The following is a 16,917-nucleotide window of genomic DNA, read 5'->3' as shown; positions in this document are numbered from 1 at the left end:
TGCAAAACTTATTTCATGAAAAACCTAATCGCTTTTGGTGTTGCGCTACTGCTGCTTTGGAGTACTGAACCGGCCTCGGCCCAGCAGGTACAAAATACAGCGGCTGTAACGGGTACTTCGAAAGAATTAACCCCGGCAGAGCGCCAGCGCCTTGAAGAACAGTATTTCCGGCAGGCCCGGGAGAATATTGAAAAATACCGCAAGGGTGAGGCCCAACTGACGGTGACTGACGCGGCGGGTAAGGTGCTTCGCAACCTAAAAGTGGAGGTCAATCAGCTAACGCAGGACTTTCTGTTCGGCAACCTTTCCGAGGAAGTACTTCGACCCAACCTCAAACCGGAGGAAGCCCTAAAATTCACGGAGATGTTCAAAGGGCTGTTCAATTTTACCGAGCTAACCGTCAAGTGGTCTCCCTACGAGGGGCAGCAGGGCAAGCCCGAATGGCAGAAGCTTCAGGAAAAACTTGACTGGTGTAAGCAGAACGGCGTCACGCCCAAGGGACACACCCTGGGCTGGACCCATACCGCTGGTACCCCCCGTTGGCTCCTGAAACTACCCGCCGACCAGGCCACTGATTTGTACCGGGCCCGGATTCAGAACCTGGTGGCCGGCTTCAAAGACCAGATTACGATGTGGGACGTGGTGAACGAACCGGTTACTACCGTTCCCTGGGAACGGGCCCTGAAAGATTCACAGAATGTAAAGGGAGAAATTAACGAAGGTACCCGCTACAACGTAAAGGGAGTTACGCTGGAAGAAACCATTCCCTGGGTGGAAAATTCGTACCGCTGGGCGCACCAGGCCGATTCGGCGGGAGACTTTATCATCAATGAATTTTACGTAATTGCCCGACCCGAAGTCCGCGAGAAGTACTACCAACTCATCAAAGAGTTGAAAAAACGCAACGTGCCGGTGACGGGCATTGGTATTCAGGCGCACGAACCGCAGGACCGGTGGTTTTCTCCGGTTGAGGTGATGGAAACCTTTGACCGGCTCCACGAATTTGGATTACCCCTGCATATTACCGAGTTTATTCCGCAGTCGTCGGGTAAGGCCATTACCGGCAGCTGGCGCGAAGGTACTTGGACCGAGGAAACCCAGGCCGACTTTGCCGAGCAGTTTTACACCTTAGCTTTCAGTCATCCGGCGATGGTTTCTATCCACTGGTGGGGCTTCTCTGACCGCATGATCTGGCTGAAAGGTGGAGGTCTGGTAGACCGGGAATTTAATCCTAAGCCAGTCTACAACCGACTCAAAAAATTAATAAAAGACGACTGGATGACCAAAAACCAAAGTCTTTCGACCGATAAGAACGGGCGAGCCCGTTTCAGAGGATTCTACGGTCGTTATCAGGTAGTAGTTACTAAGCCGGACGGCAGCCAAAGTACCCGCGAGTTTCATTTACAGGAAAACGGAGCTAACCAGTGGAGCATTAGCCTGTAGAGGCCATTAATGCAACTTCTGGCAATTACCTGTTCGAATGGATGCAGGGCCTCTCCGGAAAAGTATGGTTATCTGGCTGATGGTGTTCATACTGATTACATTTAGACTGCTGATTAGGCCAGTTCCAGACATCTTTTATAAATGTGTGATTCTTAATCATACTAAATCGACAACTAAGCTCATTTTTCAACCATTGCTATGATGGTAACTTCCAGCTAGTAGTACAGTAGTACCCCCTCTCCTATTCACAGCTTCCCAGAGCAGCCTTAGGCTGAATTTGTTTCGACTAGTCATTTTATTACTTCCGATAATGTTTAATTATCAGAAGTAATAAAACGCTACTTAAATAATTAGCAAATCAAACTTATTTCAATTTTCGGCAACTACCGGTAGAGTATCTTAAATCGCTCTTCCCGAAAAAAATTCTGCTAAATGAAAATTGTTGACGTAGCTGAGGATTGTATGAAATTGTTCCGGCTTCTTCACTTCGGATAAGTTAGTTATCTGTTTGCTAAACCGGGAAGTACTTCAAAAGATTTGTATTTATTTTCAACTATTCGGCAAGTCAACCATCCGAATATCCAGGTCTGGGTACAGGTGATTTCCCCGGCGCTTTCATTTCATCCTGTTATTTCAGGAGTGAGCTTTGGGAATTGGGGGAATAAATTAGCTACACCAAGGTTTTAACGGGAACTGGTTTTTGTACAAGTATATCCTCTTTGCTAATTTCTCATTTTTATAAGTTTCTTAAGAGTTTTCCAATTTATTAGAAGTTTAAAAAATTTGTATTAGTTATTTTTATAACGAAATTAAAACGATATTATAATTAAAAAGCACTGTATTCTTTCACTTGCCATATATGTTTTATTGAAAGGCTACTTCCGGATATAATAGAACATAATTGCTTCCTTAGCTGGTAATTTACACCAAATCGTAGGGATTAGATAGTTCTTGTGAAATCCCAGTAGTAGTTGAGTACTTCGATCATGACCTTTCCCGTGATGGTATCCTCAATGAAATTGCCTTACTACCCGCAGCCTCACTCCCTCCATCCCTGCGGCATATAAGAGGTTTGATTTTCACTATCGACACAAACAGCCGTATAGGGGCGCGCGCGCAAGCTATTTTTATCTAGAATTTGAACAATTGTTCCTTCATGAGGTGGAGGCTCGGGGGTAGGTTCGCGTCCTACCATTAGGAACAAACCAGGGGGCTCGCCCCGGGTATCTTTCCTGTCAAACCAGTACCTGACCGTAGCGACACCCGCAGCAGTAAAGTAGCCTACTACTATCTCACGGCGGTTAGCAACGTTCTGCACATTACCTACCGAGGCAGTGGGTGGCGGGTCAACTATGCTACCGATGTTCTGGGTTTGCTCTTCCATATCCTTGTAGAAGCGATAAGCCGAGGGGGTAAGACTTGATTGCCGGAGCTCAACCAGGGAGCCGCCGTGTTGGTAGAAGGGAATCTGCGCGACTCTTCGGTTAGAAATAAGTCTTCCATCGGTATAGCTATCGGCAAATAGATTTAGTTCAGCACCAGAGAAGATAGCCCAGCACTTGGTCCGGCACTTATAATCATAGATCCAGTAAGGTCGTATATTACCAGTATTGACTGAAGGAGGTGGGTAGAAACATTTTTCAAATAATTGGTTACCAGTCTCAAAGTACATAAATCCATTTGCTGAATATTTTACCTCTACAGTATCAATAGAATATAGACCTTTCTCGCAAGAACGGCACCACTCCTGATTTTCCCAGACCTTCCAGTCCCATTTGTAATAGTTGGGTTGCCCCTCCGGGTCCTGTGTGTCAATATAGAAATCGTGCGCAGCTGTGTAGCCATCCAATAGCGTAGGGGAAAGGCTATTGAGATTAAACTCCACCCGTATCTTGCCGATGGTAGGTACATCCGGCATAATCTGCTGGGTAGACTGATAGGTACTCCCATCGCTGAGTGTAAAGCGCAGCTGGTAGGCGTGGCCGATCTTACCCCGGAAGTCGGCAGGAAGGTAGTAGACACCGTCCACGGTTTCGTGCGCTTCCACTACTTGCGAAGAATCCACAATAACAAGTACCATGGCTTTGGTCAGGGGCATGAAGCCGGGCCGGCCATTGATGGGGTCGCTTTTGGAGCGGTTGAGCCGGATAACCTGCTGCTCAGGCAGGTTATTGATGGTACCATCCACGATGACAACATCAATATTCCCCGGCAGTTGCGGGTCGTAGCTATCCACGCAGGCGGTAGGTATCAGGGCTAAAAACAGAAGGCAGAGAGAAAGTCTGGTATAGGTGCGCATAGAGAACTGCAGGGGTGTGAACACTTTCGGTGGAAAAAGGTATAAAAAAATTTTCACTAATTACATATTTAGTTATATTTCTCCCGCTCTGTTACCGGAGCTACCCTCATTCACTATATTCCTCTATTTCCCACGCCTGTCTATGACCCGTTTTTACCTGCTCTTTTCCTTTGTTGTACTACTTGCCATTCACGGCTACGCCCAGCAAAGTTACACCCTCTCGGGTACCGTCCGCGACTCCGCCACGGGCCGGCCCCTGGTACGGGCGGCGATTGTGATTGACTACGAGAAAACCACCAACGGTACCGACAACGACGGAAACTACTCCATCAAGGTACTCTGCGGGTAGCATAGTCTGACCTATAATGTTAAGTTTGAGTAAACGAATAGGCTTCTGATAAACCTAAAAGAAATTACTTGGCTGGTCGTGTTGGCAGTTTGCCTGGCACTATCGGGCTGCGTGGATGCTTTTGACCCGCAAATAGTCGATGGCATGATTACCAACCTACCCGAGCCGCGGATTATCCGGATTAACCGTGGTCGAAACCCAGACCCAGAATTCGGGTAACCTGGCGGACACGCCACCTACAGCTCCCATCGGGAATATCCGGAATGCAGCCAATTCGAAGGAAATAGTAGTAGGTTTTTTCTCGACATCTACGGTTAGCGAGCTGCGCTACTGGCTCGACCGGAAAGATGTTATAGGCTTGCCCATTGGGGCTTATGATGAAAATGGTGAAATTCTAAATTGGGACGAAGAGCTATTTTTTGCTCTCATCGGCCGCCGTCCTACTCCTGAACCGACACCCCCTAATATGCCAGCAATCAGTATTTACGGAGGTCCGCCCCGGGTACCTACGGCCATCTGTGAGTACATTAATTCAAGTACCCCGTTTAAACCCGAAGGCTGGCGCGAATAAGCTTACCTCCCTGTTACCCTGCCTGTAATTATCAGAAAGTAGTCAGTATAACAGGTCATAGAGTTCGCTTATTAGAATAAAATAAAACGCAACTCATGAGACTAACCATACTATTTGGGCTACTGGCACTGGCTGTAAAACCTAGTCTGGCACAACCCCGTACCAACGTTGAAAGTACCCTGGAAACTATTGATGTAAAAACCGGCAAAAGGACGGTACTCCTGAAGGAGAAACGCCACTTTGAAGCGCCGAACTGGGCCCGCAATGGCCAGTTTTTCATTATCAACGCGGACGGCAAACTGGAAAAAATATCCAGATCCGGTAAGAAGCTGGGGATTATACCCACCGGCACCGCCGACCGCCTCAACAATGACCATGGTCTTTCGTTTGATGGAAAACTGTTGGTGGTCAGCCACAATGATCCCCTGGTAACGAAGGGGGCCAAATCCCGCATATATACATTGCCCGCCGAGGGAGGTACTGCCCGGCTGATCACTGAGAAGGCCCCCTCCTACTGGCATGGAATTTCACCTGATGGAAAAACCCTGGTTTACTGTGCCCAGCGGGAAGAAGCCTGGGATGTATATAGTATTCCAACCAAAGGAGGCGAGGAAAAGCGCTTGACCGATGCGCCCGGCCTCGACGACGGCCCTGAATACTCCTACGACGGCCAATGGATCTACTTCAACTCCAACCGAACTGGTCGGATGCACCTGTACCGGATGCAACCGGACGGGAGTCAGCAGGAACAATTGACCAATGATACCTACGACAACTGGTTTGGTCATCCCTCGCCCGATGGTAAGTGGCTGGTTTATATAAGTTACCTAGAAGACCAAAAAGGCCAGCACCCGTTCGGGAAAGATGTGAAGCTTAGGCTGATGAATATGGAAACCCGTCAGATTAAAGACCTGACGCAGGTCTTTTTCGGAGGACAGGGCACCATTAACGTACCCAGCTGGTCACCGGATGGCCGTCAGGTAGCCTTTGTTACTTACCGTATGCTGGAGTAGGTACCTGGGTTTAGAGTTACTATTTTTCTTCGGACGCGGGTACTCTGCCGAATAAGAAAACCATGCCGTTTAATAAATGTTGCCCCTGACTTTTCTAAGAAATTGAAACTTTAAATAAAAAACTCCTAAAATATATTAATTTTGCCAGGCGCTAAAATAGTAAAACGTTTGACGTATTTTCTAACCGTTAGGCTAGAAATAAGATACTCCTCCTCTCCAAATACGGAATTAATCCAATCATCTAACTTGCCCTTGCCAGTATAGGAAGGGGGTAAAGTTTAATTTCCTCGTGATGTTTGTGAATTTAGATCCTACACAGGTTTTATATAATCATGTCCTGGATAACTCTATCCATGGTTTCCTGATTTGTAACCCAAAGGAAGGCGGCGATGGGATTGATTTTGAAGTACGTGCCATTAATCAGCAGGCCCGGGCTTTGCTTGCCTGCCCTGGCCAGGTCGCCACGCCGATTTTAATTGAGGAAATAGTTTCTTCCGCTCCTTTTAAAAAATCTATGGCAGAAGTTTACAAATCAAAAGTTCAGCAGACGGGTCTGCTGCAACCAGCCTATTCTCATCTCCGCAACCAGGAACTATACTACCAGGTCGAAGCATTGGGAGAATCTTTGGTAGTTCGGTTGGACAATCCTGATGCAGCAAATGAAAAGGTGGCTATGGAAATCGGGAAACATCTTCAGCAGACCAACCTGACTTGCATCCTTATTTTTGAAGCGGTCCGGAATGAATTGGGTCAAATAGAAAACCTACGGCTTAGTTACCAGAACCAGGCGGCCATCGAAAATCCGGCATTGGGGGTAAATGCGCAAGTAGGCTGGTTGTTAACTGACTGGTATCCTGGCACAAAGTCGATCGGGCATTTCAGTAAGTACATCCAGGTTATTGAAACTGGAGAGTCGTTTGTAGATGAGCAGTACTACCCACAACATGAGCAGAGTTTTTACGTAGCTGTATCCAGGTGCGGCGATGGAATTATGCTGAGTTACTACAGCAGTACCGAAAAGCAAAAGGTCATACGTCAGGCCCGACAGCAGGCTCAACTCCTGGTTCAGATCATGGATAGCAGCCATGACTTTATAATGCTTTGGGAGCCAATCCGTAATGACAAAGGAACCATTGTTGATTTCAAGGCTACGCAATACAACCAGGCGGTACTTAATTCGGGTTTTTTCCGGGAAAAGGACTTCCAGAACTTAACCCTCCGGCAGCTTTCGCCGGAAGCCATCCGTTTTATCCCCTCCTACGCCGAAGTCATCGAATCCGGGGAGGCATTCCGAATCGAGCAACCGTTTAGAAAAGGGGAAATCAGGCTTTGGTTTGATGTGTCAGTTACCCGGCTTAATGATGGCGCGCTGTCCATTTTTAAGGATATTACCGAACGGAAAAATGCCAGCCTCAGAATACAGGCTCAGAACAAACTCCTGGAAAATATCCTGAACAGTTCTGAAAATGCCATTCTTGTCGCCGAAACCATCCGGGATACAAATCAAATAATAGTTGATTTATCTATTTCAAAGGCCAACCACATTGCTCAGGCCTATCTGGAACAAATATTCGGCTTTGATGTGGTGGGAGCTTCGTTGATGAAACTCACCGGAGGCAAGTTTGAGCTGTTTGAAGACTTTGTAAAGGTGGCCGAAACGGGGGAGCCCATGCTATTGGCACACCGCTATTACCCCCCAGTCAATAAATGGTTTAAAGTTTCTGCCCATCGTATTGAGAATGGCATAGTGATAAATTACGTGGATGTGACGGCCATTCATAAATCACTGGTGGAAGCCCAGCGGCAAACAGAAATGATTCAGGGTGTACTGAACGGGTCCCTCAGCGGATTATTCGCCATGGAACCGGTTTTAAACGAAGAGGGCGAAATTGAAGACTTTAAAATTTTAATCGCGAACAATGGAGCTACCCGGATCACGGGCATTCCCCTGGAAAAATTAACCGGAAATTCTTTCCTCTCCCTGTTTCCCGTGGTGGGCGAATCTGCTTTCAGAGATATCTACAGGAATTTCCTGCAAAGCGACGAACCCATTCGGACTGAAATTTCTTTTCCGGTTGGAGAAGAGGCTCACCTTTCCTGGTTCGATGTTTCCCTGACCCGTGTCAACGACAGCATGCTCATTCTTTCTTTTATGAATATTACAGACCGGGTACAGCTACGGCAGGAGCAGGAAAAGCTGCTGGAAGAACTCCGCCGCTCCAATCTGTACCTCGAGCAGTTTGCTTACGTAGCCTCCCACGATCTGCAGGAACCAGCCCGAAAGATTCAATCCTTTGGTGAAATACTCGACCGGCAATACGGCCATCTGCTACCCAGAAATGCCGTGGATATTGTGAACCGCATGCGCTCAGCAGGAAGCCGAATGCAGGATTTAATCGAAGGTTTACTTTCCTATTCCCGGTTTTCCAGCCAGAAAGAAGTACATAAGATCGTCGACCTGAACAGAGTAGTGCAAAATGTGCTTCAGGATCTGGATGGGGCTATTGAAGAGAAGAAGGCCCGGATACAGGTAGGTCAGCTGCCCGTGATCAAAGGAAACGTGGTGCAGTTACGACAGCTTTTCCAGAACCTGCTTAGCAATGCCCTGAAATTTTCCAGGGAGGAGGTTGACCCCGAGGTGTACGTCGAAGCGGGTCCGGCTACCCCGGAGGAATTGAAGGCGACCGCCTTGTCTTCTGACAAGCCCTGGGTGGCCATTCGGGTCCGGGACAACGGCATTGGTTTTGACGAGACCTACCGCGACCGGGTTTTTGAACTATTTGTCCGTTTGCACGGCCGCAGCCAGTTTGTCGGCAGTGGACTGGGACTGGCTATCAGCAAAAAAGTGGTAGAATTACACGGAGGCGGAATTACGGTTAAAAGTACTATCGGAAAGGGAACCTCCTTTAGTATAATATTGCCGCTGAAAGATTAACGGCATTACCCAAAAACATTATTGATAAGAGAATTGAGTTGTAAAGTTAGAGATGATGGGAGAATATGCGACAGGTCAGGCCCACCGCAGTGGTCGATACCCGGGCTTCGACCACTGCGGTGGGCCTGACATATACCTTTACTAACTAATTCATCTATCATTAAAATTACCAGGGTACCTGTACCTCCTTCCAAAACTACACAGCAGGAGTCTATTTCATTTCAGCTAAAACCGGACATTAAAGAAGTTCTGTCCAGCCGCTTGTATCGGTAATTTTTCCTCGCCTTTAATGGGATAGATGTTGTGTCCGTATCTGGTCAAAAAACCATGATTTTCGGATACGAAGTACCCATATCTGGTACCTTCTTTTAAAATTTTGCAAAAGACAAAGCTCTCTTTATAGCCGTTTTGACTCAACTTTTTCCCGCAAAAAGCCAGCAAAACAGGCTGGTACTTAGGACGAGGAGAAAGGAAAGTATTGAATGCGTTAAGCCCCCATTTTGGCCACTCAGATATTTTCCCTGACTTTTTTTGATTTATTAGTCAAAATGGTTAATAAAATAGAAAAGGAAACCTGAGTTTTTTTCTTCCGGCAGGTTTTTGACCAAAAGTTCTTAAAAAAGCTGATATTTTGCTTTAATGCCGTTTATTTGCCGGTGTATTAAAACTCCAACCATGCTCTTAGCCGTAGATGCCGGGAATACCGATACCGTATTTGGCTTGTATCAGGCCGGCACCTGGATACACGTTTGGCGCACCCGATCCCTGGTGCAGGAATCAGCCGTCTTTTACGAAACCACCCTTCGCCTTCACCTGCTGGAAGCCGGCATTGCTGCCGGAGAAGTCGGGACGCTGGTACTTAGTAGCGTAGTCCCCCCCCTTACCCCTACCCTGCAAACTATGCTGAAAGGACTCTTCGGAAAGGAGCCAATTTTGGTTGGGCCGGATATTTTTCCGGATATACACATTTCCATTGACCATCCTTACGAAATTGGGGCCGACCTGATAGCCAACGCCGTGGCTGCTTACACCAAATACCAGCGCAACTGCGTGGTGGTCGACTTTGGTACCGCATTGACCTTTACGACAGTTTCCGGGCAGGGAGAAATTCTGGGAGTAGCCATAGTTCCCGGCTTGAAAACGGCCGTGAAGGCGCTCTTTGCCAACACGGCCCAACTCCCCGAAGTACCTTTAGTACTTCCCGACTCGGCCATTGGCAAAAATACAACCCATGCGATTCAGGCGGGTATTCTGCTGGGTTACGAAGGTCTGGTCAAATCCATGATTCTGCGGATCCGAAATGAACTTCATGGGGACTGCATCGCGGTAGCTACGGGCGGGTTATCTTCTATTATTGACACCCTGTGGGAGGAGTTTGTGGAGATAGACCGGCGACTGACGCTCGATGGATTACGAATTATTGGGGAACGGGTAAGTACCTTAAAAAGTTAATTTATCCGGCAAAACATCCGTTACTGATGGGCCATAACTCCCGCACGGGCTGATTATAAAGGTAAGTCCAGCAGTTTAGCTCTATTTGATTGGCCAACATTACCGGTACTTCCCGCCTTAGGTACAAGCTGTCGGCTGCTACCGGTAGTACCTCTTCGTACAAGTCCAGTTCCTTAAGGAGAAGGCCTGGGTTTAGTAAATGGAATACTTCTCCGTGCACCAGACAAGACGATTCGGGTTCATACAGAGCCCCCGGATACCAGCTCACCTGAAAAAGCCTGCCGGGCATGGTTGCTTCACCTACCCAGCTGGAGTACTGTGGCAGCATCCTGGCAAACGGATTCTCAAAACCGCGCTTCAAGGTACCGTATACAAATAAGTACTCCTTTTCCATTTCCAAGGCCCAGGTACCTGAATATTCACTATGATTAGTACCTGTTCGGTCCACTAGTACTAAACAGAGCCGAAACAGGTTGGGCACCGAGGAGGAAAGTAAGGCCTCAATATTCGACCCCTGACTGGCTAGGAATCAGGCGCAAAAATATAATTTGTTAATTCAACCTACTATTAACAGGCAAACAGGAAGCAGGCCCACAAAATAGCCAGCACCAGGGGCATCACCGAAGCGGAGCGAATGCCAACCATGCGGGTGGAGGTGAATTCGACCAGAAAACGGACGGTATATTTACCTGAGAAGTACAACCAAACAAATTTGGAGGCCAGAAGAAGTACCATAAATAGCTCTCTCGACTGCAGAATTTCCAACATACACTGAGCAGGGTTAAAATTGTTAAATAAAGGGGTCTGCAAAGGATAATCCATTAAGTACCAGGTACCCCTCCTTAAATTTTGTACAAAAGTATACGATAAACCCTGAACTTTGAAACCACTCACGTAAAAGTTTTAAACATGGAAGATGCGTCTTACCCATTTACTTTATTGTAGCCGATTCATTACCTCTAAAGGTACCTCCCAAACTTGTCTATACATAAATAAAAATTGCCTGTAACATATAGCTTCTACGCGAGGTTACTTAAATTTAGGAATTCTGATTTCTTAGCCTTTACCCCTAAATTTATAGGTAGTTATCGCCGGAATTGCAGATAAGTAGCCTATTCCAGTCCAAAGTTCTTTACTTTGTAAGGAAAAGTATCCAAATAGTAATCAGCAGCTTTCCAAATTATTGGTAATGAATTCTTACTAAATAATCTGGCAAGGTTTTTAATAGGATAATCCTATCCCGTTTACAATAAAGCACTAATCCGGGAAAGGCTTACCCAAACAAAACCGAAAGGGCTGCTCTGAAAACAAATTATGAGAAGAATACTACCTCTTATATTCCTGATCAGCTGGGTTATATCCTCCTGCTCCTCCTCCCGAAACCTGGTATACTTTGATGATTTGGCAACTGGAAATGATTATAGAGAACGCCTTGCAACTATTCCTTCCATCCAAATCCAGTCCGGTGACCTATTGGAAATTATTGTCAGTAGTGTCAACCCGGAAACAAATATCCTTTTTAACAGCGGTATCATATTACCACCAGGTACTCCCCCGAACAACACTACCGCTACACCACGCCTGAACGAAGGCTACCTGGTTGACAAAGAAGGCTTTATTAATTTTCCCGGCCTAGGCAAGATAAACCTGGCCGGACTTTCCCGCGAGCAGGCAACCGAAAAAATGACGGCTGAAATAAGCAAGGTGGTCAGGAGTCCCGTGGTAAACCTGCGCCTGGTAAATTTTAAAATTACGGTAATTGGAGAGGTAAAAACGCCATCTACTTTCGCCGTGAACGCCGAAAAGCTCAACGTATTGGAAGCGTTAGGTATGGCGGGAGACCTTACCGAATACGCCCGACGAGACAATGTCCTCATCATCAGGGAAAGTAACGGAGAGCGTGTAGCCACTCGTTTAAATCTTAATTCAAAGCAGGTTTTTAACTCTCCTTATTTCTATCTGCAGCAAAACGATGTGGTGTATGTAGAGCCGTACAATAACATCAAAGTAGCCCAATCGGAACCGGCCAATCGCTATATTCCAATCTGGGCGGCGGCGATTTCCGCCCTGGCGTTTTCATTCATTACTTTCGTCAGATAGAAATATAATTTAACTAGTGTCTATGCCAGAAAGAGAGGTGAATAGCCCACAGGAACTTCAAGCGGGAAGAATTGATATCAGGAAATCAATGAACAGGTACCTTAGGCATTGGTACTACTTCCTCATTGGTCTGGTCATGGCCTTAGGATTGGCCGTCCTGTTTTTACTCGCTATTACACCCAAGTACCTTATTTTTAGCTCCATTCTGGTCAGGGATATTGACAAAGGACCCGATTTTCAGGCGGGTAATCCGGCTTTTCAGGACCTGGCTATTTTCAAACAGGCCACCAGTATTGATAATGAACTGGAAGCCTTCAGGTCATTGAGTCTTATGCAGCGGGCATTGGGAGAACTCTCGTTGCAAACCAGTTATTTTAAAGATGGGTACCTGCGAAAAGAAGAGATGTATGGAAATGAATTACCGATAAAAATCAGGATTCAAACCCTCCGAAAGTCCGCTTTTGAGGAGAAAATAACCATAATTCCCCAAGACCAGAGTACCTTTTCGCTGGTAGATTCCCGGGGAAGTACCTCCTACCGCTTCGGACAGACCATCGCCAAACCCTATGGGGTATTTACAGTAGTACCTAGTTCAACATCGTCCCGGATTGCCGCAAGCCCGATTTATGTGAGGTTTCAGAATATTCGTGAACTGGCCGTGGAATACAACAAAAATCTGAAAGTAGCCCTGGCTAATAAAAATGCGGATGTACTTACCCTGAACTTCCTTCATCCGTTACCCGAAAAAGGAAAAGATATTCTAGCCAAATTGATTCAGGTTTATAACGAAGACGAAAAAGAGGATCAGAACCGGCTGACCGTTTCCACGCTTGCCTTTATTGATGATCGCCTGGGAGAACTCACCGGCGAACTCACGGAAAACGAACGACAGGAAGCCCGGTTTAAAAGCCAGAACAATGTTACGGATGTGCGTTCGGAGGCCTCGTCGTACCAGCAGGAATTCCGGGATTACAGCCAGCAACTCTCCCGCTTAAATACCCAGATAGAAGTAGTTGGGTCGTTGCAGAGGTACCTGGCCAGCCAGGGGGAGCTTTTTGAATTGGTCCCCAGTAACCTTACCATTGAGGACCGGGCCTTGATGGAACTGACGGAGCGCTTTAACAATTTGCAATTGGAGCGTGAGCGGTTGCTCCGAACTCTGGAACCAACCAGTACCCTGGTTCAGAATATAAACGGACAACTGGCTACCCTCCGACAAAGTATTATCGAGAACCTTAAGATAATCAGACGGGGTTTGGAAGTATCGAGGGATAATATTGCTACCCGGGTTAATTCCTACCGTTCCCGGATCAGCGAAATACCCAACATAGAGCGCGAATTGAACGATATAAACCGGCAACAGGGCGTACGCCGCGATTTGTACGTGTACCTGTTGCAGAAGCGGGAGGAGTCGGCCCTGTACCTGGCGTCTACCGGCTCGAAGATTCGCCTCCTGGACCCGCCCATGGCTACCCTGAAGCCCGAATCACCCAATCCGGTTATCGTGCTGGCCTTAGCCATATTTGCCGGACTGCTGGTTCCTTTTGCTCTGGTGCTGGGCAAAGGCCTGCTGAGTAACCGGGTGAAGCACCAATCTATGGTTGAGCAAATGACCACCGCCCCCATCCTGGGTGAAATTTCCCACCAGAGAAACCGAAAACCTTTGATTCTTTTTCAAAAGCCTAAATCCAAAGTGGCGGAAGAGTTTCGGTTTATTCGAAGTAAGCTTACCCACATTGCCAATAAGGAGGGGAAACAGGTAATTATGGTTACCTCAGGCATGGAAGGGGACGGCAAGACCTTCGTAAGCGTAAATCTGGGAGCCAGCCTAAGCATGGCCGGGTACCGGGTGGTACTGCTGGACTTTAACCTACGCACCAACGACGATTTGTTTCACTACTTAAAATTAAAACCGGATACGGGCATTACTGAATACATCAGCAGCAAAACCCTGACCGCCGAAAACCTGATAAAAGTGGCCCCCAACACCTCGGGATTTTATTTTTACATGATTGGCTCCGGCAATGAATCCGGTCAGCCGGCCGAACAAATGATGAGTGGCCGCGTGCAGCAACTATTCGCTGAATTAAAGGATAACTTTGACTATATCCTGATCGATACGCCGGCCATAGGACAGGTCGCCGACGCCTATTCCCTAGCCTCGTATGTGGATCTTTGTTTGTACGTTATCCGCTACAATTTCACCAGGAGGGAATATATTGCTACTGCCAACGATGTATTTAAAGAAGGGCGTTTGAATTCGACGATGATACTTCTGAACGATGCCCGTAGAGAAAACTAAGCCGTAGCAAAACCAACCGTACTCCCCCGCTCCCCCAATTCAAATCCTTCATGTTAGGAAAGAAATTAAGTCAGAATTTTGCCATCAGCATTGTTTCCATGGTGCTTGGTATACTAAGTTCCATATTTATCGCCCGCATCGGAGGACCGGCCATCCTGGGTAATATCAGTCTGGCTATGTCGTTTCAGGTACTTATCAAATCGGTTTTTACCCATACCGTAAACAGCGCCCACCTGAAAATGTACAGCGATGACAAGGAAATTGGCTTAAAAAACTTCCTGTTTGTCAACATCTTCTACAACATTGTCACCACGCTGCTGGTACTGCTGTTTGTACTCTGGAACTGGCAAAGCGACAAGGGTACCTTTACTGATTTGCAGATTAACCTGATTGTCATATTTATCCTTCAGGATTACCTACTTACCCCCCTGTACCTGTACGTAACCGACCAGTCATCCAAGCTCAATATACTGCGGGCCAACCTGGTTGACTTCTCTTCCCAAATCCTGATCAATATTGCCAAGATTGTGGCCGTGGTCATTGGAGGTTCTGAAACTGCCATAGCCTGGTACATGATGGCCGCCTGTGGTTTGAGTGCCATTTATCCATTGATTCAGCTATTACAGGCCAAGTTCGGAACGTTTTCATTTGAGATATTCAAGAAGTACATCCGGTACTCCATCAGTATCTCCACTTCTACCATTGCCTATGGCTTTCTTTTGAGCTTTGATAAGGTACTACTGGGCTTGTATGCGGTGCCGGCGGAGGCCATTGGGTACTATAACGTGGGCAACCGGTTAGGTATCCTGCTCATGAGCATCGGGGTAAGTGTGGGCGGAATATTTTTGTCGGTCTTCTCCCAGAACATCCACGAAAAAAATCACGAAAAAACGCTGGACCAGCTCTCCAACTATGAGCGCTACATTTCCATTCTCTTTTATCCGGCGGTTTTGTTTTCTGTCCTTTTTGGCCGGGAAATAATCTCGCTGGTATTTGGAGAAATTTACGTCCGCGCCTACCCCATTCTGATCCTTTCTCTCTTATTTGCCTTAGTCAAAACCCTCAACATCCCTTATCAGAATTACCTGTTTGCCAGCAACCAATTCAAGATCTTCAACCAGGGCTCCATTATTTTTGCAGTTTCTATCATTGTCGTTTCTTTACTGCTGGTCTACCTTGACTTTTTTAACGACCTGACCATTTCGGTGGCGCTTGGGCTGTTAATTTCCTGCCTTATTGAGCGCCTCGTTTTTGTAAATGGGGCTTCCAAAGTTGATTCCCGCATAAAATTCATGTTTCATCCGCGGGTACTATTCGTATTTGGTACTTTAGCTTTGGTCTGGCTATTGGCTGAACAACTGTTCGTTGGAAACTCCTCGCTGCTATCTTGTGGAATAAGAGGTTCAATTCTACTATTAGCCCTACCCATAGGTTTCCTGACCGGCATATATACAAAAGCGGATGTTCAACTGGTTACCGGCTTTGTTAATAATAAATTAATGAAGAAAACTAGCTAATGAAATGGATAAATGGTACTATCGTAGTTCACACACATACAATATGTAAGCATGTCAATAAAATACAGTATCATTATTTGTACCTACAACCGGGCCTCATTCCTGAAAGAGACAATTGATTCCATTCTCTTTCATTTAACTGATACCGCCAAATACGAGTTATTGATAGTTGACAATAACTCCACTGACCAAACCGCCGACGTAGTCAGGCAGTACGCTGAGGTACCCGTGGTCAGGTATATCTTCGAAAAAAATCAGGGGCTTTCCTACGCCCGGAACCGGGGAATACAAGAAGCACAGTACCCGGTTATTGTTTTTCTCGACGATGATATTGAAATCCATCCCCGGTACCTGGCGGTCCTTGATTCACAATACCAGGACTCCTCTGTCCATATAGTGGGAGGTAAAGTACTTCCGTTTGAATCGCAGGTACCTGATTGGCTGCCGAAGAAATATTTCTACCTGGCCAGTGTTTATGATGCGGGAGAAAACCGTATGATAGTACCTAAGTTAATGGGTGCCAATCATTCTTTTCGTAAAGAAGTAGCCGTAAAAGTTGGTGGTTACAATACGGGAATCGGCCCCTTGGGAGACTTTAAATTGGGGGGTGATGAGAATGAATTTCTGTTAAGGGCTCAAAAAAAAGGTTATCAACTTTTGTACCATCCTGACCTAATTGTTTACCACAAAATCCAAAACCGGTTCAACAAAGAATTTATCCTTACTTATTCCTATAACATTGGGGCTACGGAGGCTAATATTGATTATTCACACCGCCCCCTGTTTCTTAACCTCCGTATCCTAAAATATAGGATGGAAAACTTGTTGGATAAGCTTCAAAGTACCATTGCACCTACTTCTGACTTTGTCAAAGTGTTCCGGCGGGAACACCGAAAAGGGTACCTCAACTTTATTAAAAAGCAAAGCAGGAAATAG

13 protein-coding genes are annotated in these 16,917 nt (G+C 46.5%); 10 read left to right on the top strand and 3 right to left on the bottom strand.

Annotation, left to right across the window (positions count from 1 at the left end):
• The first annotated feature begins 15 nt into the window (after positions 1-15).
• On the top strand, positions 16-1,443 hold the full coding sequence (locus VGN67_RS21370; RefSeq protein WP_327488954.1) for an endo-1,4-beta-xylanase: 1,428 nt from the start codon (positions 16-18) through the stop codon (positions 1,441-1,443).
• Positions 1,444-2,482: 1,039 nt separating this feature from the next.
• Here the strand turns inward: VGN67_RS21370 and VGN67_RS21365 are convergent.
• The gene (locus VGN67_RS21365; RefSeq protein ID WP_327488952.1) at positions 2,483-3,766 is read right to left on the bottom strand and encodes a DUF4249 domain-containing protein; all 1,284 of its coding nucleotides are present in this window, start codon (positions 3,764-3,766) and stop codon (positions 2,483-2,485) included.
• A 118-nt stretch (positions 3,767-3,884) separates the two neighbouring features.
• On the opposite strand from VGN67_RS21365, the gene VGN67_RS21360 reads away from it, so the two are divergent.
• The 5 genes from VGN67_RS21360 (at position 3,885) to VGN67_RS21340 (ending at position 10,062) form a co-directional block, all read left to right on the top strand.
• Positions 3,885-4,091, top strand: coding sequence for a hypothetical protein (locus VGN67_RS21360; protein ID WP_327488950.1), 207 nt, complete (start codon positions 3,885-3,887; stop codon positions 4,089-4,091).
• Positions 4,092-4,278: 187 nt separating this feature from the next.
• Entirely contained in the window at positions 4,279-4,662 is a 384-nt protein-coding gene (locus VGN67_RS21355) for a hypothetical protein (protein WP_327488949.1), read from the top strand.
• A gap of 95 nt (positions 4,663-4,757) precedes the next feature.
• Positions 4,758-5,675 (top strand): TolB family protein, encoded by a 918-nt coding sequence (locus VGN67_RS21350; RefSeq protein ID WP_327488947.1) that lies wholly within the window; start codon positions 4,758-4,760, stop codon positions 5,673-5,675.
• Between the two features lie 292 nt (positions 5,676-5,967).
• Positions 5,968-8,610, top strand: a complete 2,643-nt coding sequence (locus VGN67_RS21345; RefSeq protein ID WP_327488945.1) for a PAS domain-containing sensor histidine kinase — start codon at positions 5,968-5,970, stop codon at positions 8,608-8,610.
• Between the two features lie 675 nt (positions 8,611-9,285).
• Entirely contained in the window at positions 9,286-10,062 is a 777-nt protein-coding gene (locus VGN67_RS21340; RefSeq protein WP_327488943.1) for a type III pantothenate kinase, read from the top strand.
• 1 nt (position 10,063) lies between these two features.
• On the opposite strand, the gene VGN67_RS21335 is transcribed toward VGN67_RS21340, so the two are convergent.
• The gene (locus tag VGN67_RS21335) at positions 10,064-10,456 is read right to left on the bottom strand and encodes a gamma-glutamylcyclotransferase family protein (RefSeq protein WP_327488942.1); all 393 of its coding nucleotides are present in this window, start codon (positions 10,454-10,456) and stop codon (positions 10,064-10,066) included.
• A 173-nt stretch (positions 10,457-10,629) separates the two neighbouring features.
• Positions 10,630-10,830: a hypothetical protein gene (locus VGN67_RS21330; RefSeq protein WP_327488941.1), complete on the bottom strand. Its 201-nt coding sequence runs from the start codon at positions 10,828-10,830 to the stop codon at positions 10,630-10,632.
• A 546-nt stretch (positions 10,831-11,376) separates the two neighbouring features.
• Here VGN67_RS21330 and VGN67_RS21325 point away from each other — a divergent pair.
• From VGN67_RS21325 to VGN67_RS21310, 4 genes are all read left to right on the top strand, one after another.
• Entirely contained in the window at positions 11,377-12,162 is a 786-nt protein-coding gene (locus VGN67_RS21325) for a polysaccharide biosynthesis/export family protein (protein ID WP_327488940.1), read from the top strand.
• An 88-nt stretch (positions 12,163-12,250) separates the two neighbouring features.
• Positions 12,251-14,464: a GumC family protein gene (locus tag VGN67_RS21320; protein WP_327488939.1), complete on the top strand. Its 2,214-nt coding sequence runs from the start codon at positions 12,251-12,253 to the stop codon at positions 14,462-14,464.
• 50 nt (positions 14,465-14,514) lie between these two features.
• On the top strand, positions 14,515-15,981 hold the full coding sequence (locus VGN67_RS21315; protein ID WP_327488938.1) for a lipopolysaccharide biosynthesis protein: 1,467 nt from the start codon (positions 14,515-14,517) through the stop codon (positions 15,979-15,981).
• 51 nt (positions 15,982-16,032) lie between these two features.
• On the top strand, positions 16,033-16,917 hold the full coding sequence (locus tag VGN67_RS21310) for a glycosyltransferase family 2 protein (protein WP_327488937.1): 885 nt from the start codon (positions 16,033-16,035) through the stop codon (positions 16,915-16,917).

It is taken from the genome of Telluribacter sp. (assembly GCF_035998675.1).
Taxonomy (GTDB): domain Bacteria; phylum Bacteroidota; class Bacteroidia; order Cytophagales; family Spirosomataceae; genus Telluribacter.
The sequence above is the reverse complement of the archived record's forward strand: the minus strand, read 5'-3'. Positions and strand labels throughout refer to the sequence as shown.

Coding starts and splice junctions, on each gene's coding strand:
- VGN67_RS21370 (WP_327488954.1), top strand. CDS start 16: ATGAAAAACCTAATCGCTTTTGGTGTTGCGCTACTGCTGCTTTGGAGT.
- VGN67_RS21335 (WP_327488942.1), bottom strand. CDS start 10,456: ATGGAAAAGGAGTACTTATTTGTATACGGTACCTTGAAGCGCGGTTTT.
- VGN67_RS21320 (WP_327488939.1), top strand. CDS start 12,251: ATGAACAGGTACCTTAGGCATTGGTACTACTTCCTCATTGGTCTGGTC.
- VGN67_RS21310 (WP_327488937.1), top strand. CDS start 16,033: ATGTCAATAAAATACAGTATCATTATTTGTACCTACAACCGGGCCTCA.
- VGN67_RS21345 (WP_327488945.1), top strand. CDS start 5,968: ATGTTTGTGAATTTAGATCCTACACAGGTTTTATATAATCATGTCCTG.
- VGN67_RS21360 (WP_327488950.1), top strand. CDS start 3,885: ATGACCCGTTTTTACCTGCTCTTTTCCTTTGTTGTACTACTTGCCATT.
- VGN67_RS21330 (WP_327488941.1), bottom strand. CDS start 10,830: ATGTTGGAAATTCTGCAGTCGAGAGAGCTATTTATGGTACTTCTTCTG.
- VGN67_RS21350 (WP_327488947.1), top strand. CDS start 4,758: ATGAGACTAACCATACTATTTGGGCTACTGGCACTGGCTGTAAAACCT.
- VGN67_RS21340 (WP_327488943.1), top strand. CDS start 9,286: ATGCTCTTAGCCGTAGATGCCGGGAATACCGATACCGTATTTGGCTTG.
- VGN67_RS21325 (WP_327488940.1), top strand. CDS start 11,377: ATGAGAAGAATACTACCTCTTATATTCCTGATCAGCTGGGTTATATCC.
- VGN67_RS21315 (WP_327488938.1), top strand. CDS start 14,515: ATGTTAGGAAAGAAATTAAGTCAGAATTTTGCCATCAGCATTGTTTCC.